Source organism: Bacillus sp. PK6-16 (assembly GCF_056530295.1).
In genome coordinates this window covers 2,525,091-2,546,008 of record NZ_CP096511.1, presented here as the reverse complement: position 1 = coordinate 2,546,008, position 20,918 = coordinate 2,525,091, and the positions used below count along the sequence as shown (strand labels likewise).

Below are 20,918 nucleotides of genomic sequence, written 5' to 3'. Positions count from 1 at the left end.
AACCTTTTTTTGAACTAACGATTTATCCGACTTGTTATTACACACATTAAGAACAATCTGGCTTCAATATTGTTCGCATAAACTCTTCTTTAAAAGCTGCATAGTTAAAACCAACAGCAATTCTTTGAATCGGCCGATCATCAAACCTTGTTGGCTCAGCTATTTTTCTAAAGTCTGCTACACTTTGGCCCCTAGTCACATCATTTGTCGTACTAATCCACACTGCCGATTTTTTATATTCGAAAATACTGTCATTTATAAACGAGATAAACGGTAGTAAATCGTGTATAGGACTTCCACCAATACCCGGATATTCTTTTTTATAGAAATTCTCATAATAAAAATCAATCATTGGTTTAATGAGTTTCGCCTGTCCAGTTCCTTGTTTATCTATTATATTGGCCATTTCAGGCGTAATAAGCGCGCCCTGTGTTACATTTAACGGGTATATGCTAGCGTTTTTCGCATATTTCATAACAATATTTGCTGCAATTGGATCACCATAAAAATTCGCTTCAGATACTGGTGTAACATTACCTGGAAATAGGAAAGCGCCGCCCATTATATAATACGAACAAATACGATCCATTATATTTGGATACAATAAAAATAACGTAGCAAGCGTCGTTAGTCTCCCTGTCGCCACAATTATAATATCTTCTGGACAAGGTTCGATTAATTTGATTAATTCACAAAAATTTTCTCGTTTACAAATTCTCATCTCAGGTGGAATAATAGGACCTAAACCGTGATCCCCGTGGATTTCAGGGAAAAACAAAGGCTCTTCAGCTGTCATCGGTCTACTCGCACCTTCAATAATTTTCACTTGTGTAGCATAGTACCTTTCTAAAAAATAAACATTTTCCGTAACGATATCTCGTGATACATTCCCGTACTCAGCAACAATACCTAGAATATCTAATTTACATGTTTTATTTGCATAAATTAACGCTACGGCGTCATCAATACCAAAATCTCCAAAAAAGATAATTTTCTTATTAACTATTCTCACCCCTCTTAAGCATAATCTACTATTATTATTATGTGAAAAAGACAAGGCGGTGAAACAGCGCAAACTAAAAAAGTCGCCTATTTATTGGCGACTTCAATCTTTTTATAAGACAAATATGCAAGTACATTTTTACTTGAATCGTATTTCGGGTTATTTCCTTTTCTCGGCTCTCTCATATGTGTCTTTTCAAATCCAGGAATGTCTGGCATTTTCCCCATAAATTCAAGCATTTCTTCCTCAGAACCTTCAATGCGTACACGAATCATTATAACTATTCCTCAATTCTCAGTTTCTCTGTACTAAGTATATCGTACTTCAGAAAGACTGCAACACATTTATCTTTTTAACGTTGTACTTTTTTTACATATAAACATAGCCATTTCAGTATAGAACGATTCTACTTTATTATTTTTAAATTGAATATTAAAATATCCCTTCATTTCGTTTGGTGCTTTCATCATACATTCTGTTAATTTTTCACGCTTTTGTAAAGGGACATCCATCATATTACACCACCAGTCAAAATCAAACTTCTTATCAAAAGTAAGACATGACTGCATTTGCAAACCGTTTTTTTCTAATAAAGTAAGCCATTCTGTCTTTTTTAGAGCTCGTTCATGACTTGGGTCTCGCTTTTTTTCTATAAAATTATAAAATGTATCATATTCATTATTTTCTGGCGAAACATTATCTGTTAAGATGAATAATCCATTATCCTTCAATGTACGATTTACTTCATAAATAAATTGAGCCGGATTCGTAAAATGATGGGCTGCAATCCGGCATGTGATTGTATCAAAAAAATGGTCTGCAAATGGTAAATCCTCTGCGTTTCCTGCTACAAAAGATACATTTTCATGCCCATTCTGCTTTATAAAAACTTTTGCTTTTTCTAACATCTGTTCTGTTAAATCAAGTGCAACTACTTCTTCAAACATAGGTGCTAACATATTTGCCACATGTCCGCCACCAGTAGCAACATCAAGAAGACGATTATTATGACGAGACTCAACTTGTTGAACTACATATTGTAAATCCAGTCCTTTAGCATGTATTTTACTATTTACATATTTATCTGCATTACTGCCAAACTGTTTTTTCACAAGCTCTTCTTTACTCATATTATCATCTTCTTTCTATTGTTATTTACATATACGACTCATATAATTATTACAATTCTCTTCATGTATTTTCAAATCCTCTTTTCATCTCACTTCTCATCACGTTCCCGTATAATCAAAATAATATGATTATACGTTATTTCATTAAACAAAAAAAGGCTACGGGAACTTGCCCCCTAACCTGACTAAATATTTACTACATTTTTATTTCTTCATATATATCTATATAATATAAATCCTCTTTCAACTTCATAATAACATCTACTTCGTTATAAGTAGCCTCACGAGCATGTAAACCAAATTGATCCATACCAATCCATATCCAACCAGGTGTAAGATATAAAACATCTATATTAAAATAATCTAACTTAGTAAGCTCCGATGTAATAAATTTATCTTTATTAGCGATTTGTTTATCTATTAAACCATATTCTTTTCCATTTTCAAATAGCGATATAAATTTCCCTACAATCGGATGTTCACGAACAATAAAATGATATTCTTTTTCCTCTATATTTACCACAATCAAACGAGAAACAGATAAATCAGGCCCTGAATTCGACATATTTGTTTATTCACCTCCTTATATAGGCTTCTTAAATATGATAACAAATGAATATTCAAATTAAGTTAATATAATGTAAAAAATAAAAAAGCTGAATCCCCTTTAGAAATCAGCCTTTATAATTCGATCAACTTTATTCTTTTACAAATTATTATAATGTTTCTTTTTCCTCATCATTTCCGGAAACTAAATTTCCTATAGCATCCGCTGTTACTTCCACTACAAACTCACAAATACCTGCTACAACTTCTCCAATTACTTCATCCATCTTTTTACCCCCTTATTTTATGTAACTTATTTGTAGTATAGAAGAAATTAGCGAATGTAAACTATCGAAAAAGGTGACATAAACCTTACAGAATTGTAAGCTCTTTCATCCCTCTGCTTATCCCCTTTGAAACTTCAAGTATTTTTAGCAGACATATAGGCCATCATAAATATGAAGCAAGTAATAATCTAGTGTCAGGAGGCGTTTAATATGTATTACGTAAAATTAATTAAAGGTCAATCTTTCTACGCTTTTGATCATCGTTTCTTGGTGTCTGAAGAAGAAGAGGTTTCAGAGAAAATTTATAATTACTTACGACGTAATGAATTTTTTGAAGTACGTAAAGAAGAATACTCTGCTTAATTACAAAAAGCATTAAGAAGCATATCATCTTATTGTGATATATTCTTAATGCTTTTATGTGAATTTCTTCTTTTCAATAATTGTTGTTGACTCTATTAAATAATCTAGTATTTGTCCAAGCTAATTCTTCACTATTTTCATATTCTAGTATATGAGGAGGTGAAGAATATGACTCATATCATTGATTACCAAGCTACTCAACCTATTAGTAAAACTGGTGAAACAACTTTTGCAATCCCAGCTTCTCCAAATAAAGCAATTTTAGCAAATTTGAAATTGAGAATTTCAAGTAGAGATTCACGTAATAATCGAGTAGAATTAATCGCTACAATTGGTGTAGAAGGTATAACTGAGACTTCACAAGTTTTATTCCGAATTTTCCGTGATAACATTGAAATTTTTAATGCGCAAGTAGGTATTGAATCTACAGATTCTGAACAATTCTACGTACAAACATTTCAAGCTATAGATCAAAACGTTAGCAGTGGAACACACGAATATTCATTAACTGTAGAAAACCTTACTAGTGGTGCAAGCGCAGAAGTTGTTGGCCCACTATCTTTTAGCGCTTTAGCTATTGGACAAGAGCGTAAATGTTGCTAAGTGAATCTAATATTTAATTTTGTACTTGAGAAAAGCGAGGCGTAGTTATACGTTCTTGCTTTTTTATATGTATCCTTACTTTCTATTAGCTTTAATCATAATTTTTTTACGTTTTGATTCACTTATTTCATCAATTAACACATCAAATTTTTGACCAATCAAAAAGATTGAAATCCAATTATGAAACACGTAATATAGACTCTGACTCTAAAAAAGTTCGTATGAAAAGAATACATAAATAAGGAGGTTTTATATACGAGTTTTTCATTTTAAAAGACGGAGAGGTTTTAATGTTATGTGGCGTAATAAAAACGTTTGGATTGTTTTAATTGGGGAGTTTATTGCAGGTCTAGGATTATGGCTTGGTATTCTTGGCAACCTTGAATTTATGCAAAAATATGTCCCTTCTGATTTCATGAAATCAGTTATATTATTTATCGGACTATTAGCCGGTGTTCTAGTTGGACCTATGGCTGGCCGTGTCATCGATCAGTATGAAAAGAAAAAAGTTCTTCTTTACGCTGGGTTTGGTCGAGTTTTAAGTGTTATTTTCATGTTTTTTGCTATTCAATTTGAAAGTATCGCATTTATGATCGCATTTATGGTTGCTCTTCAAATTTCAGCAGCATTTTATTTCCCTGCATTACAATCTGTAATTCCACTCATCGTACGTGAGCATGAGTTATTACAAATGAACGGTGTACATATGAATGTTGGTACAATTGCTCGTATTGCAGGCACTTCACTAGGTGGAATTCTTTTAGTTGTGATGAGTTTACAGTACATGTATGCCTTCTCAATGGCAGCATACGCCTTATTATTCCTCTCGACTTTCTTCCTACAATTCGAAGACAAGAAATCAACAACACCAAGTAAACAAGCTGCAAAAGATAATAGCTTTATGGAAGTATTTCGTATTTTAAAAGGAATTCCTATTGCTTTTACAGCACTTATATTAAGTATCATCCCTCTATTATTTATAGCTGGGTTTAATTTAATGGTTATTAACATTAGCGAAATGCAACATGATCCTACGATTAAAGGGTTCATATATACAATTGAAGGTGTCGCATTTATGTTAGGTGCCTTCGTAATTAAACGTCTATCTGATCATTTCAAACCTGAAAAATTACTATATTTCTTCGCAGTTTGTACTGCTTTTGCACATCTGTCATTGTTCTTTAGCGATATAAAATGGATGGCTCTTACATCATTTGGCTTGTTTGGGTTTAGTGTTGGCTGCTTCTTCCCTATTATGTCGACGATTTTCCAAACGAAAGTGGAAAAAAGTTATCACGGTCGCCTCTTCTCATTCCGTAATATGTTTGAGAGGGTTATGTTCCAAATCGTCTTACTTGGCACAGGCTTCTTCTTAGATACAATTGGGTTACAATATATGGTTCTCATCTTTGGAGTCGTTTCATTATTGATTATTTCTATTTCCCTTTCTAAGCAGAAACATTATGAAAAACAGCATTCGCAATCTGCAAATTTATAAAATAAACAAAGAAGTATGGGTCTAATATTGAATCCATACTTCTTTGTTTTATAATACGCCTATTTATTACGTTTATTGAAATTACCTAAAGGAGTATCCCCCTTTTATTTCGAATAGATTATAAAAAGTACTCTTTATAAAAGGAGTGGTAAAATGTCTGATGGCATCGAAGTATTTATTGTCCTGCTCTTTGCAATTGCTCTGTTTAGCATCCTAAACTTTTTAGCCATTTCCTTATCTGGACATAGTTTTAAAAAAAGAATCGTGGCAGGTTTCATATTTTTACTACTGACTCCCATTATTTTTTTGACTATCGCAACATTTGCTTCTATATTCGATAAAGCAGGATTTGGTGCAGGTACGTTAGCCTTTATGATCGCAAGCGTATATATATTAAATGGAATAGTGATTCTGCTTTCCTCTTTATTTATCCTCAAAAAAGACATAACATAGGCTATAGTACTAGCATGAATCTGACTTTACACTAGATTCATGCTTATTTAATTTCTCTTAAATTTTTATATGAAATTAAATAATTCTTTAAAAAAATTTAAACTTTATTTATTATAATATCCCTATCGTATTCGCACGTTTATTCAAATTTAAAAGAAAGGAGCACAAAATGAAAAAGGTTCTACTTACAATTCCTATACTAATCATCCTACTTAGTGGATGCAGCAATAACGATATATACGGTTCTTGGGAAGTCGTTGACAATAAAAAAGGTGAATGCCCTGTATATTATAAATTTGAAACAGTTGTCAAAAAAGAAAATAAAGAGGAAATTGTGCAAAATTTAGTAGAAATGCAGACAACAAAGAATAAAGACGATTTATATAAAGGCTCATTTGTCAAAAATTCTAATGTATATCACATTGATTATGGTAATTCATTTACATCGGACCAAACTTTAAAAGTTGCCGACGGTACATTAAATGTATACTTTTTGACAGCCGAAAAATTATGCACATATAAAAAGAAATGATTACATTTCAGAGGAGACGCAGAAAATATTTTCTGCGTTATTTCACTTTAGAAATCGGCCACAAAAACAGCCCTTGTTTTCGTATTCTTTTTCATTCAAAACATGAGAAATATACTTAATAAAAACTAGAAAATACCTTAAGTTATATAAAATGAATCCTATAATAGACATTTCAATTAACACATCTACGCTATTTACATCGATACTTTTCAAAATAGACTAATCCTTCCTCTAAATTTGTCAATCGTTTTAATTTTCATAAAAAAATGATAAAATATAAACATGTGTTTTCAGAATAATTAAAAACGCAGAATGAAAGCACTGTTTTAGGAGGGGTTTTGATGACTTACACGTTAGCAACTAGAATGAAAGCATTCCAATCTTCTATATTTAGTGAATTAGGAGCCTATAAAAAAGAAAAAATTGCAGCAGGTCATAACATGATTGATTTGAGCATCGGAAATCCTGATATGCCGCCCGCTGATTTTGTAAGAGAAACAATGGTACATACAGCGAGTGAGAAAGAGAGCTACGGGTATACATTATCAGGTATTCAAGAATTTCACGAAGCTGTAACTGAATATTACAACAACACTCATAACGTTTTATTAAATGCGGATAAAGAAGTTTTATTATTAATGGGTTCACAAGACGGGCTCGTTCATTTACCTATGGTTTATGCAAATCCAGGTGATATTATATTAGTTCCTGATCCAGGATATACAGCTTATGAAACAGGTATTCAAATGGCTGGTGCAACATCTTACTACATGCCTTTAAAGAAAGAGAATGATTTCTTACCAGACTTAGAAGTCATCCCTGAAGAAATTGCCGATCAAGCAAAGATGATGATTTTAAACTTCCCAGGGAATCCCGTTCCAGCAATGGCTCATGAAGATTTCTTTAGAGAAGTAATCGCATTCGCGAAAAAGCATAATATTATCGTTGTCCATGATTTTGCTTATGCTGAATTTTATTTCGATGGTAATAAGCCAATTAGCTTCCTCTCTGTACCTGGTGCTAAAGAAGTTGGTGTAGAAATCAATTCTTTGTCAAAAAGTTATAGTTTAGCGGGTAGCCGTATTGGATATATGATTGGAAACGAAGAAATTGTTCGTGCACTTACTCAATTTAAATCTAATACCGATTACGGTGTATTTTTACCAATTCAAAAAGCGGCATCTGCAGCACTAAGAAATGGCGCTGCATTTTGTGAGAAAAACCGCAATATTTATCAAGAACGGAGAGATACTTTAGTCGATGGATTCCGAACATTTGGCTGGAATGTCGATAAGCCAGCTGGCAGTATGTTTGTCTGGGCAGAAATTCCACAAGGGTGGACTTCTCTAGACTTCGCTTATGCATTAATGGATCGTGCGAATGTCGTTGTTACACCTGGTCATGCATTTGGACCTCACGGAGAAGGCTTCGTACGTATTGCACTCGTTCAAGATAAAGAAGTGTTGCAACAAGTTGTTGAAAACATTAGAAATAGCGGCATTTTCGTCCTTGAAAAAGTAAATGAATTAGTTAAAAATTAATTCCGGCTCCCCTGCTTAACTTTAGCAGGGGTATTATTAATTGGAGGTACTTTCATATGCATATTAAAGACACACTTCCCCATCGTTATCCATTTTTAATGATTGATAAAGTAACAAATGTAAAACAAGATGAATTCGTTACAGGATATAAACTCATTACAAATAACGAATGGTTTATAAATGATAGTCACAAACATATGCCTCATATGTTAATTGTAGAAGCACTTGCTCAGCTTAGTGCATTTGTACATACAAGTGATTCTGAAGGACTAGGATTCCTCTCCTCTTTAGATGGAGTTGAATTCCACGGAAAAGCATATCCCGGTGATAAACTTGATTTACATTATGAGCTAACGCGCAATCGCCGAGGTTTTGTTCTTGGTAAAGGTATTGCAACTGTAAACGACCAGCCTATTGTAACTATAGAAAAACTATTAATATATCAAGCAGATTAAAGTGTTCCTTATATCAGTTGGAAATATCTATTCTCAACCGATTAAGTAAATAGGAAAACATATTACGTAGTTAGGAGCAGGAAAATGGAACGTACTATCGGTATCGATGCTGGAGGCACATTAACGAAAATAGCTTATTTTAACAAAAAAAAGCTATTAACTTTTGAAAAATTTTACTCGCATGAACAACATAAAATAATAGATTGGATTAAAAACAACAATGGCATAAAACAAATATGTATTACGGGTGGTAAATCGAAACTATTACAGCAACTGCTTACAGGTTCATATAAAATAATAGAGCTAAGCGAATTTGAAGCTACTCTTGCAGGTGTCCAATTCATATTAAAAGAAGAACAACATACTATAAACAATTTTATTTTAACCAATATCGGTACAGGTACTTCTATCCATTATGTTTATAATGAACAATATATTCGCGCTGGTGGAACCGGAGTTGGCGGTGGGACTATTATGGGACTCTCAAAATTGTTAACAAATATAGATCATTTTGAAGATATAATACCTCTAACAAAAGTAGGATCTAGAAAAGAACTAGATATTACGGTTGGAGATATTTATGGTGGTATTCTTTCCCCTATCGATAATAACTTAACTGCTAGTAACTTCGGAAAAGCAGCCATTACAGAATCAAATAATAGTAGCTCCGATATACTAGCTACTGTACAAGGACTTGTAGGTGAAGTCGTTACTGCATTAAGCCTTCAATTCGCTGAAACAAAAAACATTGAACATATTATTTATATTGGTTCGACTTTATGTAATAACGTACAACTTCAACATATTATTAGTAGCTACACCGAATATCAAAATAAAACACCAATCTTTTTACAAGATGGTGGTAATAGCGGTGCAATTGGTGCATTACTTCATGCTACGAAATAAAAAGCTGACTTTTGTCAGCTTTTTAGAAATGGCACTTCAAATTCAATAATTGATTCCCCGTTCTCTCCAATTCGCTCCACGCTTATTCTATCAATCACACAATTTAACTTCCCATGAAAACTAGGAATCTCCTTCACTACTTCAGCAGCTAATTCGGCACTTTCTTTTCTTCCGACTGTTACATGCGGGATGTACGGAATGTCTTCTTTCAAAAATTGTAATAAAGGTCCTGTATATAGAATATTATGTAGTTCCTCTATTTGTTCTTTCCCCTTTTCAACTCGTAAAAACAAATATTCTCTTTCACTTGTAATTTGATTCGTAAATTCAATTTCTATATTCTGTATCGGTTTTGATACATTTATAATATGTAATTTCAGCTCATCATTTGAAATCGAACTTTCAAATGGGAATACAATTGTAATATGCGGTGAAATTAATCCAAATAAAGGATCATGTTTTTGCCTAATGTCCTCGATTTCGCTAATGAACATGTTGTTTAGAAAAAGTAAAATTGTACGCATTTTTATCCCCTCAACTTTTCCTCATTATAATATGTATCATATTCTATGACAGCCTGCCCTTCAACAACTTGTTTTGCTTACCTGTAAAAATAAAAAAACTTCTCAAATGAGAAGTTTTCATATAGCATGATTATTATTTTCCCGCCAAACTTTTCTAAACTTTATATAACAGGCAATTCTCCAAGGAAAAATATACGATATTGCAACAACATAAAATAATAAACCTATTGTTTGCCGATCTAAGTCAACAATATATTTTCTTGAACCGTATCTCAAAACGACAAGTGCAATAAAAGTAATTAAAAAAGCTGCACTTTTTTTCGTATAAATATTCCCATCATCTCTTCGTTCATAATTTGTTAATACTATAAGCGGCACAGCAAAAAGTACACCAATGAATACCGCTATAATTACTTGCAATATAGCTGGATGTACGGGACCTAAAAACCATACAATACCTGGTGTTAAAAATAGTAATGGCCATAAAATACGTTTTCCCGATCCCTTTATTGGCTTATGCATGGAGCGATAACGACGCCAAAATATTAGTAGTGCAATGCATAAAAAGACGGTTATTAATGAAGAAGTATCTCCCATTTACTCTTCCTTCTCCCCTAAAATAATTGTATTTAAATTGTATCTTCAAACGAAACCTTACGAATAAATAGAGCGCTAATTACAATATATATGCAAATAAGAACTATCGAAACTAATATGAAATTAGGTATTGCTAGTAACATTTTACTATTAATAAACACCAACTCTTTTATACCTATCCCTGCATACATTGTACTCGCTAATCCGAATAAAACTATTATACTAAAGGCGAATCCGAACCAATTAAATCTTTTCTGAACAATAGTTGTTGATTGGAATAAACAAGCTAATGTACTATAAAATATGAATTGTACAAAGAATTGTTCAATTGCAGATGCTCCTAAATTTACATGTTCTGTTTTATAAAATGTATCCTGTAAAAACAAAGCTTGAAGACATGAAAACAATGCTGATTGCAATAAATTAAAACATATTGAACCAATCAAAAATTGCAACCTAGTAACACCAAACGAGACGACTGTAGGAAAAATATCAAGTTGAATAAGAAACACGCTTATCACAATAAACATTACGATTACAATTGATGAATTATTAAAGATATCGTGTAAAAATGCTACCTTTATTCCCTTTAAATCAGTTGCAGTCATTGTCCCTTTTATAAGTAATGCCACAGTCCAAAAGATAAGAATGGCTTTATACTGATATTTTATATGTAACTTCAACTGCTTCATTAACATCGTCATTTTATTTCACCACCAGTTATATAAATAAATAGTTTTTGTAATGTAATTCTATCAATTGATAATCCTTCTTTTTCAAGAGAGTAATAATCTTCATTAGAAAGTTCTTCCCATATAACAGAAATCCCCTTATTTCCATAAACTTCTCGATTTATAACTTTTTTATTAATTGAAAACTCACCTACTTTATCTTTTTTTCCTGAAATAATATGACCTTGTCGTAATAAATCTTCCACTGATGATTGAACAACAATTGCACCTTCTTTTATGATAATTACATCTTCGATAACATGGGTTACTTCTTCTACTAAATGAGTTGATAATATAATTGTTCTTGGATGCTCACCATACTCTTCTAATAGTAAACTATAAAACAACTCTCGATGTGCTGCGTCTAAACCGGTAGTTGGTTCATCAAAAATTGTAATCGGCGCCCTACTTGCTAATCCTTGAATAATTCCTACTACAGTTTGCATTCCATGTGATAATTTATGGTATTTGTCTTTCAAATTAAGTTGAAATCTCCTAGCAAGTTCTTCAGCAAACTCTTGATCCCAGTTTTTATAAAACATGTTACATAAATTAAAAATATCTTTTACTTTATCATTTAAATATGCAGTTTCTTTAACTCTAACAAAACAAATATTTTGCATTGCTTTACTATTTTCAAATACATTTTCACCAAATATTGATACACTTCCACTACTTGAAGTAATTTGACCTGCAAGTAAATTTAATAGTGTCGTTTTCCCTGCTCCGTTCCTTCCAAGCAAACCATATATTTTATGCTCTTCCAATGAAATCGTTACTTCATTTACAGCTATTTTCTTTTTATATTTTTTCGTTATATCTTTCGTTTCAAGTGCAATCATCCCTCTTTCCCCTCCTTCGTAATCTTTTGAATCATATCCATCAATTCATTTTTTGATATTTCTAGTACTTTCGCTTCTTCCCACACTTTAGGTAAATATTCAGTCATAAAAGTATTTTGTCTTTTTTTTAGTACGACTTCTTTCGCTCCCTTTGCAACAAACATTCCGATCCCTCTCTTTTTATATAAAATCCCCTCATCCACTAATACATTCACCCCTTTAGCTGCAGTAGCCGGATTTATTTGTAACATCTTCGCAAATTGATTTGTCGATGGAACTTGTTCTTCTTCAAGCAATATGTCTTTTAAAATATCAGATTCAATTGTTTCTGCAATTTGTAAGTATATTAATTTATTTTGCTCCAGAGTAGGTTTCACAATTTCACCACCTTAGGTTCTTAGGTTCATTACTTATGTAATTAACCATATCACATAAATATATTTATTTCCATAAATTTCTTTTACAAAAAAGAGAGTCATTCTTAAACGAATGACTCTCTTTCTAAAATTTCGAGGTTTCAACTCTTGTTCTCAAATTCTTTTCATTTATACCATTTTGACAAAAGTTAAATTGTTGTCCCTTTATTGACTTTGTACGATCTACTATTTGCCCTAAATGATAACTTGTATGCTCCACTAAATGTAATAAACTATGAAGATCAATATGCCTTTTTTCTTCCCATACTTGTATATATACTTTTCCCCACTCATCAAATGTTTCTTCAACAATTTTTAACAAAGTTTCGAAGCTTAAATGTTTTATTGGAAAATATTCTTCAATTCCATTTTCAAAAACTATATTGGGATCCTTATAACGCCTTGTATTTCTCTGTAAATGTTCACAAATATGTAGTACGATTCCACCAATTGAATTAACAGAGGTCTCTTGTTTCCACAAATCTTCTTCACTAACGAGCCTAATCGCCTGTACTAACTTAGGTAAATAATAATCCTGCATTCTATGATAAGAAATTTTGTATACTAACTCCATCTTCTCCCCTCCATTATTTCAACTGGCTCACTGGATATTTAGCAAATAAAGATTTCCGAAAATCTTTATCTTCCACAAGCATTTTAATTTTTTCTTCATTGCCGTTAAAGAACTTTATAACTTTATTTTTATCCCATATATCTTTTTCTTTTGGAAAATCATCGAATATACTATGCAAAATTGATAACATTTCTTCCCTCGTTATCTTAAAGTTTTTATTATCTACCTGAAACTCATAACTTTTTGCATTTGGTACTAAAATCACTAAATATATAGCATTAAAGAAAAAATTCTTCTTCATCGTATCCTTCTCATCAAACCAATACGTCTCAATCATTTCTTCTGTAAGAGCCCCACTTTCTTTTGCACCATAGTTCACTTTTATATTTTCATTTCCTAAACTTATACTTTGAACTGTTCCACCACCGGGTAAATGATTAACAATTGCAACCACATCTGAATTATTACCAACGTATGTCCCAGTATATTTCTTAAAATCATCTGACCTAACATCATATATATCTTTTATTCTTTCTCCGTTAGAACAAGCCGCAATGAATAAAAAAATTGTTAGCATAACGATCATGTTATGATGCATATATTTCATTTAGCATCCCCCATTTTTATCGATATTTCGTTAATTACAATATTTACTTTCAAATCCCTTTTTAAATATACGCATTTTAATCAAAATTAAAAATTTTCATTTTTTATGTTTACAATTATCCATTAATTGTATATACTTACTAACGTAAGAAAAAAATTCTAAAAGGAGGTCGAAGGAAATGATGAAATTACAATTACATGCATTAACTTTAGCGTTAACTGCACCTGTGTTTTCTGGACAATTAAATATGAATTCGACCACCCTAATGGAGAATTGAAAATCGTACTTTATTTCATTTAATTCATAAATTCGCCACAGGAGGTCGTATACTTTCCTGTGGCTTTTTCACGCCCAGCCATAGGAGAACTGTATCTTCCTGTGGTTTTTTTGCGCGATTTTTTAGTCTCTTACATTATTTTTCTAAGAAAGGAGCAACATTCAATGACTATTAGCGTATTGTTTTTAAGTATTACGATTCAAAGAAATACAATTTCCAAAGATGAAATTCTTCATAATGAGCAAATTGAAAAAGCTATGAATGATGTTAAGGAGCGCCAAGCACTTTACTGTGATCACCTGTAATTCCTTTTCGAAAGGAGGAATTCATTTATGACTTTTCATATTTTCTTTTTTACGACTGTACTTCAAAAAAATACTTTATCTGAAACTGAAATCAATCGTAAACAACAGTTAAAACAACTGACTGATAAAATAACTGACATTAAAAGTTCATACTACACTCAAATGTATTAAAAATATATTTTAAAGGGGTAATATATTCATGAAATTTAAAGCATTCTTTTTAACAATCACTATTCAAAAACGTAAGCTCTCACAGAAAGAGATTTTACGTGAACAACACATTCAAAACATTATGGACGAAGTAAAAGAGCGTCAATCTTCTTATTACACTCGTCTTTTCTAAATCACTTATAAAGGGGTAATTATTTTATGAAATTTAAAGTATTCTTTTTAACCATTACCATTCAAAAAAATAAATTTTCCGAGTCTGAAATGCTTCATGAGCGACAAATTAATCAGGCTATGGATTCTGTAAAAGAAAGACAAAGTCATTACTGTAGTCACCTATAATTTCTTATTACACTCGTTTTTTCTAAATCATTTATAAAGGGGCAATTATTTTATGAAATTTAAAGCATTCTTTTTAACCATTACCATTCAAAGAAATAAATTTTCTGAGTCTGAAATGCTTCATGAACGACAAATTAATCAGGCTATGAATTCTGTAAAAGAAAGACAAAGTCATTACTGTAGTCATCTGTAATTCCAATTCGAAAGGAGGAATTCACATATGAAGTTTCACCTTTTCTTTTTAACGATTACGATTCAAAAAGAAACAATATCTCAAAATGAATTAAAACAAGAAAGACAATATAAACAAGTTATTGATGAAATTCGAGATCGTAGAAGCAAGTACTACACTCACCTTTAATCGTTTAACTATATAGAATTGAAAGGAGTCGATTATGATGTTGATAGCACGCTGTAAGGAAATGATTTGGATAGTTCAGAGGGATTCCACATAGTTTTATAGAGCTTATATCACACAAGTTTATCACTGAATTTGATGTATAAAAAATATATAATAAAATCAAATCAACCCGCTTTTAATTATTTATTTATAAACAAAAGATACACCACTTAAAAAGCGGTGTATCTTCCTCAGTTTTTACTATTTTCGGTTACTTCTCTTCGTCTTAAACAATCTCACTAAGTTCGAAACAACTGTTTTTGTTACTGCATAAACTGGTACTGCTAAAATCATTCCGATGATTCCAGCAAAGTTTCCTACCCCTAAAATTAGGATAATAATTGTTAATGGGTGGATGTTTAATTTCGAGCTCATAATACGTGGTGAAATAATATTACTTTCAAACTGTTGTACAATTGTTACGATAATAATTACGTATAAGGCTTGCATCGGAGATACGAACAGTCCTACAATAACAGCTGGTGCTGCCCCGATAAATGGACCTAAGTTAGGAATGATGTTTGTAAATGCTGCGATAATTCCTAAAACGAAAGCGTACGGTAAATCGATAATTAAATAACCGATAAAAGTAAACGCACCTACAAATATACAAACGAGCGCTTGCCCTTGAATATATGCAGATAATGTTTCGTTCGTTTCCTTAATGATACGAAGCCCCTCTTCACGGTAAGACTCTGGTAATAAACTTACCGCTTTTCCTGGAAAGGCATGTCCATCTTTAAACATGTAAAATAAAATGAACGGTACAGTAAATACAACTAATGCAACGTTCGTGATAATACCAAATAAAGCCGTTGCACTCGACGTAATTGTATTTGGTATATCTTTTAAGTATTCAATCGCATTTTTTTCAATTGTTTCAATGGAAACGTAGTTTTGTGTAGATAACCATTCAAACAACCTATGATGTGATAATTCTTGTATGTATACTTTTCCCTCTTTTATGTAGCCTGGCATATTTTTTACTAAGTCCATTAGCTGTTGTGAAATCGTAGGAACAACTACTCCAACGCCAACCGCAGTTAATGTTATGATAAAAAGATATAACAGCAATATCGCTAAATTTCTAGGTACTTTTTTATTCTCCAAAAAGATTAATACAGGATTAAATATGAAGTATAAAAAAAGCGCGATTAAGATTGGGAAAAATAATGTTGATATGAAGATACCAATCGGTTGAAATAAAAATGATATTTTTGTGCAAATAAATATGATTCCTACAACCATTAGCACTTCTAATGTCCAAAAGTGCACTTTTGATTTCAAAAAAATGGCCTCCTTTAAACTAGCACTTCTCTTCATTGTAACAAAATAAGTATGAATTTCACATAATATTTTCCTTTACAATATTCCAAAATACCGATAAATACACTACAATGAGATTACATACAAATTTGCAGGTAAAGGTGATAAAAATGACACAATGCATCATTTGCAGAAAAGATACGAAAGAACTTAGTGAACAATATGTCATTCCAGAAATATTATGTGGATATTATTTCACAAACTCAATTTGTGATACTTGTCATGAACAAATGACAACAAATATTGATCGTCCTTTAATTAGGCATAAATTGAGTCAATTTAAGATTGAACAAATGAAAAGACAAATTGATTCCCCACTCTATACGAATGAGCACGGTGAGGAACTTGCGGCTGCTGAGACTGATGTTGTCGAAGTAAGCGACGAAATTCTTTATTCTAATGCATTAATTATGAAACTATGTAAAAAGCACGATATTTCCTTACATAATGAAATTTGGAAAGAGGAACGTGTAACGAAAGTAGCGAGTTCTATTCAACGTGAATTACTATTAGATAACCGTAAATATAAAATGAGTATATTAAAAATGGCTTATACATTCGCTGTACAAGCAGTTGATGGCTACTTTGAAGATCAAGATGCAATTGATATTTCTACCATTCTCTCAAATGCAGATTTCGTGGAACTAAAAGAAAAAAGCATTGTACGTGATTTAAGCAAAAGTTCTTTATGGAATACGCTAAATACAAGTAGTGAAAATCATTACTTTATTTTACTTAGCGATAAAGACGGTCTGTTTTGCTTCATTCGCTTGTTTGACATCTTTGATGTTGTCGTTCATTTATCAGAAAAAAGATTTGACCTTCCATCACCCATTGTCGGTGTAAATAATGTGAATACACAGAAATTTTATGTCCAAAGTTTAAAACAGTATATGGATGGGCTGTTTAAAGAAAAAGCACCTACTATATAATAGTGACCAGAACATACGGTCTCCTTTCTTGATGAAAAGACACTGTGTTATAATGAGTATGAAAAGAACAATACAATCACATAAACCAATTATAAATTGTATATAAATAAAAAAGACTAGTGTGCGGCTACACACTAGTCCACGTAACTTAGCAGATTGGATTGTTCATTTATCCTATTTGTTTCTTACAAACAAAACAACCCACATTCTATAGGCATAGGTGGGTTGTTATTTTTTGAGCTTGTCTATTAAAACGACGACGAACGTTAACAATGCAACGAGAAACAGTCCACCTTGCAGTAGCAACGCTATTTCACTCACGTATTATCACCCCCCTCCTACTCGGAGAAGTGATAATTGAACAACCAACCGCACCTTAAGTTACCCTTTAATTTTACCATATTTTCTAATAATTTACGATGAAAACCCGCAAGCGAATAACTTGCGGATTTTTTATACCGTATTAACAGGCAGTAAACAAAATGAAGCAATAAATAAGTGAAACTTTATTTCTCACTATCTTTTTAATGCATATGCATCAGCAATCATTTCACCAACAATTTTATTTTCTTCTTTCTTCTTGTCTTTCAATAATGGGAATAACAATTCTGCCACTTCATACGCTTCTTCTAAATGCGGATATCCTGATAAAACAAACGTATCAATTCCTAACGATTCATATTCTTTTATCCTTTCTGCTACTGTATGCGGATCGCCTACAAGTGCAGTACCTGCCCCACCTCTTACAAGTCCGATTCCAGCCCATAAATTAGGGCTTATCTCTAACGACTCTCTCGTACCTTTATTTAAATGTGTCATCCGTTTTTGACCAACCGAATCATATCTTGCAAATGTCTTTTGAGCAAGCTCAATTGTTTCATTATCCACATATTGAATTAAACGTTCGGCCTCTTCCCATGCTTCTTCTTCTGTCTCTCTTACAATTACGTGTAATCTAATGCCAAATCGTACTGTACGCCCCTTCTCTTCTGCAAGTTTTCTTACTTCTTCTATTTTCTCTTTCACTTGCTCTGGCGGCTCTCCCCACGTTAAATATACATCACTATGTTCAGCTGCTACTTCTTTTCCAGCAGCTGATGATCCTCCGAAATATATAGGAGGATATGGCGTTTGAACTGGTGGGAATACAACTTTACTATCTGTAACTTTAATATGTTTTCCTTCTAAAGAGATCGTTTTACCTTGCAATGTCGATTTCCAAACTTTTAAAAATTCATCCGCTGCTTCATATCTTTCATCATGATCAAGATATAATCCATCTCCTTGTAGTTCAACTGGATCTCCTCCAGCTACTACATTAATAAGCAATCTCCCATCTGAAATTCTATCAAATGTAGATGCCATCCTCGCTGCAACTGTAGGTGACATTAGTCCTGGCCTCACTGCTACTAAAAATTTTAGTTTTTCTGTTTCAGCAGCAAGAGCTGAAGCTAACACCCAAGGGTCTTCACATCCTTGACCAGTTGGAAGTAAAACACCCGTATATCCTAAATAATCAGCTGCTGCAGCAACTTGCTTATAATAACCATATTCAGCTGCTCTTCCTCGTTTTGTCGTTCCTAAATATCGACCATCTCCATAAGCCGGAATAAACCATAATAATTCCATACCTTTACACACCCCTTATTTATTTTGAAACGTATACTAACACATTCTATATAAATTACCCCTAATAATTTATATGTTAATTCCCAGTCTCACCTTTAAAATTATCTCGCCATCTTAAAAACTTCACTTCTAGTAAACGTACTAGAGAGTCAGAAAACTTCCCAACAAATGCAAAGATAATTATGCCGACAAATACGATATCTGTATTTGAAAATTGCCTTGCATCCATAATCATATAACCAATACCTTCTGTAGATCCCATAAGTTCTGCTACTACTAAACTCACCCATGCAACACCTAACGATAACCTTGCTCCTAGTAAAAGGTTAGGCAATGCAGATGGTAAAATGAGTTTCGTAATTAGTTTTCTTTTGCTAAACTCTAACACTCTCGCAACATCAAATAACTTTGAATCCACACCTCTAATACCTAAAAATGCGTTTACGTATAAAGGAAAAAATGCACCATCTGCAATTAATAACACTTTCGATGTTTCACCAAAACCGAACCATAATACGAAAAGTGGCGCAACAGCTAGATGAGGTACAGTTCTTAACATTTGCACAGATGGATCTAAATATTGCTCACTTCTCGTTGAAAATCCAACAATCGTTCCTAAAATGATTCCTAAGCCCCCACCAATAAAGAAACCAGCCGCAGCCCTGAATACACTAATACTTAAATGGCCGAATAACTCTCCTGTTTTAATAAGCTCTTGGAAAGCTAGAAAAATATCTAATGGTGTTGGTAAAACTGTTTTAGAAACAAGACCGAATACGCCAGCTAACTGCCAAATTATTAATATAATAACCGGTATAGTAATCGCCCTTACTAAAACTTTTACATTTAACTTTCGCACATTCTTAACGCTGTTTTTCTCAATCGTTATACTCGCTGGTTTCATAACAGCTTTCGTATTTTCCACTTTACAAAACCTCTTTTCACTTCGCTTTCAATGCTTTTTCTACGAAAGAATTATCTACAACTTTTTCCGCCTTAATTTCTTTCTTTATAGAACCGAGCTTATATTGAAAATCCGCTGTCTTTTGTTGTTCTGCTATTATTTCCTTCGTTACCGGAACTAAAATTGGTTTGTCGTGATTAAACACTTCTTTTACGATCTCCGCATCTATCTTTTTTACAGAAGTATATACTTTTATTGCTTCATCTAAGTTAGCATCTTGCCATACACGTGCTTTCTCATAAACTTCGAGGAATTTCTCAACTAATTCTGGATGTTCTTTCGCAAATTTTGTTCTCGTAATTAAAAATTCTGGCGAAGAGACATTTAATGTTTCACCGTCTGCAATCACCTTCGCACCTTTATTTAACGTATGTAATGATATGAAAGGGTCCCAAATCGCCCATGCATCTACTGATCCTGATTCGAATGCAGGCTGCGCTTCATCTGGTTGTAATTGAATGACATTTACCTCTTTTGCATCAATCCCTTCTTTATCAAGTGCTCGATACAATAAATTAAAGGCACTACTTCCTTTTGCTACTGCAATTTTTTTACCTTTTAACTCTTTTACACTCGCAATTTTGCTATCTTTTTGAACGAGAATTCCAGTTCCTTTTCTTGCATAACTTGTATTGGCGATTTCGGTAAATCCAATACCTGCTGCTTGCGCTGAAATGACTGGAGAATTCCCTACTTCACCAAAGTCTAATCGGTTTGATGCGATTGCTTCAAAATAAGGAGGTCCACTTTGGAACTCTGTCCATTTCACTTTAACTCCTTCTTTTTTAAACTCCTCTTCAAACCACCCCTTTTTCTTTGCTAGTAATAGCGGGCTTAACCCTTGCTGTATACCAATTTGTATTGTTACATCTTCTTTCTTACTACTTGCTGTACTTTTTTCACATCCTAATAAACATACTGATATAGCTAAAGCAAAAGAAAGAATTTTAAATTTTTTATACATATA

Annotated in this window: 31 protein-coding genes; 15 read left to right on the top strand and 16 right to left on the bottom strand. The window is 32.6% G+C overall.

Annotation, left to right across the window (positions count from 1 at the left end):
• Positions 1 to 46 precede the first annotated feature (46 nt).
• From M1D66_RS13045 to M1D66_RS13030, 4 genes are all read right to left on the bottom strand, one after another.
• Positions 47 to 1,012, bottom strand: coding sequence for a nucleoside hydrolase (locus M1D66_RS13045; protein ID WP_001223682.1), 966 nt, complete (start codon positions 1,010 to 1,012; stop codon positions 47 to 49).
• Between the two features lie 77 nt (positions 1,013 to 1,089).
• Entirely contained in the window at positions 1,090 to 1,278 is a 189-nt protein-coding gene (locus tag M1D66_RS13040) for a DUF3970 family protein (RefSeq protein WP_000621873.1), read from the bottom strand.
• Between the two features lie 69 nt (positions 1,279 to 1,347).
• The gene (locus M1D66_RS13035; RefSeq protein ID WP_000031301.1) at positions 1,348 to 2,133 is read right to left on the bottom strand and encodes a class I SAM-dependent methyltransferase; all 786 of its coding nucleotides are present in this window, start codon (positions 2,131 to 2,133) and stop codon (positions 1,348 to 1,350) included.
• A 196-nt stretch (positions 2,134 to 2,329) separates the two neighbouring features.
• Positions 2,330 to 2,698 (bottom strand): hypothetical protein, encoded by a 369-nt coding sequence (locus M1D66_RS13030; protein WP_000071478.1) that lies wholly within the window; start codon positions 2,696 to 2,698, stop codon positions 2,330 to 2,332.
• A 478-nt stretch (positions 2,699 to 3,176) separates the two neighbouring features.
• Here M1D66_RS13030 and M1D66_RS13025 point away from each other — a divergent pair, with 478 nt between their 5' ends.
• The 8 genes from M1D66_RS13025 (at position 3,177) to coaW (ending at position 9,317) form a co-directional block, all read left to right on the top strand.
• Positions 3,177 to 3,329, top strand: a complete 153-nt coding sequence (locus M1D66_RS13025; RefSeq protein ID WP_000291905.1) for a YqbF domain-containing protein — start codon at positions 3,177 to 3,179, stop codon at positions 3,327 to 3,329.
• A gap of 168 nt (positions 3,330 to 3,497) precedes the next feature.
• Complete coding sequence (exsC, locus tag M1D66_RS13020; protein WP_000148797.1) at positions 3,498 to 3,932, top strand: exosporium protein ExsC; 435 nt, start codon at positions 3,498 to 3,500, stop codon at positions 3,930 to 3,932.
• A gap of 295 nt (positions 3,933 to 4,227) precedes the next feature.
• Positions 4,228 to 5,430: an MFS transporter gene (locus M1D66_RS13015; protein WP_000269261.1), complete on the top strand. Its 1,203-nt coding sequence runs from the start codon at positions 4,228 to 4,230 to the stop codon at positions 5,428 to 5,430.
• A 153-nt stretch (positions 5,431 to 5,583) separates the two neighbouring features.
• A complete protein-coding gene (locus M1D66_RS13010) occupies positions 5,584 to 5,883 on the top strand; it encodes a hypothetical protein (RefSeq protein ID WP_001279462.1) in 300 nt (99 codons plus the stop codon).
• 169 nt (positions 5,884 to 6,052) lie between these two features.
• On the top strand, positions 6,053 to 6,415 hold the full coding sequence (locus M1D66_RS13005) for a hypothetical protein (protein ID WP_000757017.1): 363 nt from the start codon (positions 6,053 to 6,055) through the stop codon (positions 6,413 to 6,415).
• Between the two features lie 341 nt (positions 6,416 to 6,756).
• Positions 6,757 to 7,956, top strand: coding sequence for an LL-diaminopimelate aminotransferase (locus M1D66_RS13000; protein WP_140335794.1), 1,200 nt, complete (start codon positions 6,757 to 6,759; stop codon positions 7,954 to 7,956).
• 56 nt (positions 7,957 to 8,012) lie between these two features.
• Positions 8,013 to 8,411, top strand: coding sequence for a 3-hydroxyacyl-ACP dehydratase FabZ family protein (locus M1D66_RS12995; protein WP_000547649.1), 399 nt, complete (start codon positions 8,013 to 8,015; stop codon positions 8,409 to 8,411).
• Positions 8,412 to 8,495: 84 nt separating this feature from the next.
• Positions 8,496 to 9,317, top strand: coding sequence for a type II pantothenate kinase (coaW, locus tag M1D66_RS12990; protein ID WP_000442501.1), 822 nt, complete (start codon positions 8,496 to 8,498; stop codon positions 9,315 to 9,317).
• Between the two features lie 14 nt (positions 9,318 to 9,331).
• Here the strand turns inward: coaW and M1D66_RS12985 are convergent, their stop codons facing one another.
• The 7 genes from M1D66_RS12985 to M1D66_RS12955 all read right to left on the bottom strand — a co-directional run bounded on the left by M1D66_RS12985 (position 9,332) and on the right by M1D66_RS12955 (position 13,608).
• Positions 9,332 to 9,841, bottom strand: a complete 510-nt coding sequence (locus tag M1D66_RS12985; RefSeq protein WP_001259199.1) for a 2'-5' RNA ligase family protein — start codon at positions 9,839 to 9,841, stop codon at positions 9,332 to 9,334.
• A gap of 117 nt (positions 9,842 to 9,958) precedes the next feature.
• Positions 9,959 to 10,438, bottom strand: a complete 480-nt coding sequence (locus tag M1D66_RS12980) for a CcdC family protein (protein ID WP_086385745.1) — start codon at positions 10,436 to 10,438, stop codon at positions 9,959 to 9,961.
• 32 nt (positions 10,439 to 10,470) lie between these two features.
• Positions 10,471 to 11,142: a DUF4052 family protein gene (locus tag M1D66_RS12975; protein WP_078439471.1), complete on the bottom strand. Its 672-nt coding sequence runs from the start codon at positions 11,140 to 11,142 to the stop codon at positions 10,471 to 10,473.
• The gene (locus M1D66_RS12970) at positions 11,139 to 12,011 is read right to left on the bottom strand and encodes an ABC transporter ATP-binding protein (RefSeq protein WP_144596329.1); all 873 of its coding nucleotides are present in this window, start codon (positions 12,009 to 12,011) and stop codon (positions 11,139 to 11,141) included. The genes M1D66_RS12975 and M1D66_RS12970 overlap by 4 nt, the downstream gene beginning before the upstream one ends.
• Complete coding sequence (locus M1D66_RS12965) at positions 12,008 to 12,388, bottom strand: GntR family transcriptional regulator (RefSeq protein ID WP_000805199.1); 381 nt, start codon at positions 12,386 to 12,388, stop codon at positions 12,008 to 12,010. The genes M1D66_RS12970 and M1D66_RS12965 overlap by 4 nt, the downstream gene beginning before the upstream one ends.
• Before the next feature lie 124 nt (positions 12,389 to 12,512).
• On the bottom strand, positions 12,513 to 13,001 hold the full coding sequence (locus tag M1D66_RS12960) for a DinB family protein (protein ID WP_086385747.1): 489 nt from the start codon (positions 12,999 to 13,001) through the stop codon (positions 12,513 to 12,515).
• Positions 13,002 to 13,014: 13 nt separating this feature from the next.
• Positions 13,015 to 13,608, bottom strand: a complete 594-nt coding sequence (locus M1D66_RS12955; RefSeq protein WP_086385748.1) for a DUF4825 domain-containing protein — start codon at positions 13,606 to 13,608, stop codon at positions 13,015 to 13,017.
• Positions 13,609 to 14,049: 441 nt separating this feature from the next.
• On the opposite strand from M1D66_RS12955, the gene M1D66_RS12950 reads away from it, so the two are divergent.
• From M1D66_RS12950 to M1D66_RS12925, 6 genes are read left to right on the top strand one after another with little or no spacing between them, the layout of a single operon-like run.
• Complete coding sequence (locus M1D66_RS12950) at positions 14,050 to 14,190, top strand: YrzI family small protein (protein ID WP_000156193.1); 141 nt, start codon at positions 14,050 to 14,052, stop codon at positions 14,188 to 14,190.
• A gap of 27 nt (positions 14,191 to 14,217) precedes the next feature.
• Positions 14,218 to 14,361, top strand: coding sequence for a YrzI family small protein (locus tag M1D66_RS12945; protein ID WP_000142729.1), 144 nt, complete (start codon positions 14,218 to 14,220; stop codon positions 14,359 to 14,361).
• Between the two features lie 28 nt (positions 14,362 to 14,389).
• The gene (locus M1D66_RS12940; protein WP_000668963.1) at positions 14,390 to 14,533 is read left to right on the top strand and encodes a YrzI family small protein; all 144 of its coding nucleotides are present in this window, start codon (positions 14,390 to 14,392) and stop codon (positions 14,531 to 14,533) included.
• 26 nt (positions 14,534 to 14,559) lie between these two features.
• A complete protein-coding gene (locus M1D66_RS12935; protein WP_000669805.1) occupies positions 14,560 to 14,700 on the top strand; it encodes a YrzI family small protein in 141 nt (46 codons plus the stop codon).
• Between the two features lie 52 nt (positions 14,701 to 14,752).
• Complete coding sequence (locus M1D66_RS12930) at positions 14,753 to 14,893, top strand: YrzI family small protein (RefSeq protein ID WP_086385749.1); 141 nt, start codon at positions 14,753 to 14,755, stop codon at positions 14,891 to 14,893.
• Between the two features lie 27 nt (positions 14,894 to 14,920).
• Positions 14,921 to 15,061 (top strand): YrzI family small protein, encoded by a 141-nt coding sequence (locus tag M1D66_RS12925; protein ID WP_000668497.1) that lies wholly within the window; start codon positions 14,921 to 14,923, stop codon positions 15,059 to 15,061.
• A 240-nt stretch (positions 15,062 to 15,301) separates the two neighbouring features.
• Here the strand turns inward: M1D66_RS12925 and M1D66_RS12920 are convergent, their stop codons facing one another.
• Complete coding sequence (locus tag M1D66_RS12920) at positions 15,302 to 16,387, bottom strand: AI-2E family transporter (RefSeq protein WP_000837892.1); 1,086 nt, start codon at positions 16,385 to 16,387, stop codon at positions 15,302 to 15,304.
• 149 nt (positions 16,388 to 16,536) lie between these two features.
• Here M1D66_RS12920 and M1D66_RS12915 point away from each other — a divergent pair, with 149 nt between their 5' ends.
• Positions 16,537 to 17,358 carry an HNH endonuclease gene (locus tag M1D66_RS12915; RefSeq protein WP_000189709.1) on the top strand — a complete coding sequence of 274 codons (822 nt, stop codon included), beginning with the start codon at positions 16,537 to 16,539 and terminating at the stop codon, positions 17,356 to 17,358.
• Between the two features lie 228 nt (positions 17,359 to 17,586).
• Here the strand turns inward: M1D66_RS12915 and M1D66_RS12910 are convergent, their stop codons facing one another.
• From M1D66_RS12910 to M1D66_RS12895, 4 genes are all read right to left on the bottom strand, one after another.
• Positions 17,587 to 17,679: a putative holin-like toxin gene (locus tag M1D66_RS12910; RefSeq protein WP_001289320.1), complete on the bottom strand. Its 93-nt coding sequence runs from the start codon at positions 17,677 to 17,679 to the stop codon at positions 17,587 to 17,589.
• A gap of 195 nt (positions 17,680 to 17,874) precedes the next feature.
• Positions 17,875 to 18,987 carry an FMNH2-dependent alkanesulfonate monooxygenase gene (gene ssuD, locus M1D66_RS12905; RefSeq protein ID WP_000422248.1) on the bottom strand — a complete coding sequence of 371 codons (1,113 nt, stop codon included), beginning with the start codon at positions 18,985 to 18,987 and terminating at the stop codon, positions 17,875 to 17,877.
• A gap of 76 nt (positions 18,988 to 19,063) precedes the next feature.
• Complete coding sequence (locus M1D66_RS12900; RefSeq protein WP_000432131.1) at positions 19,064 to 19,912, bottom strand: ABC transporter permease; 849 nt, start codon at positions 19,910 to 19,912, stop codon at positions 19,064 to 19,066.
• Positions 19,913 to 19,928: 16 nt separating this feature from the next.
• Positions 19,929 to 20,915: an aliphatic sulfonate ABC transporter substrate-binding protein gene (locus M1D66_RS12895; RefSeq protein ID WP_000276907.1), complete on the bottom strand. Its 987-nt coding sequence runs from the start codon at positions 20,913 to 20,915 to the stop codon at positions 19,929 to 19,931.
• Between the last annotated feature and the right edge of the window lie 3 nt (positions 20,916 to 20,918).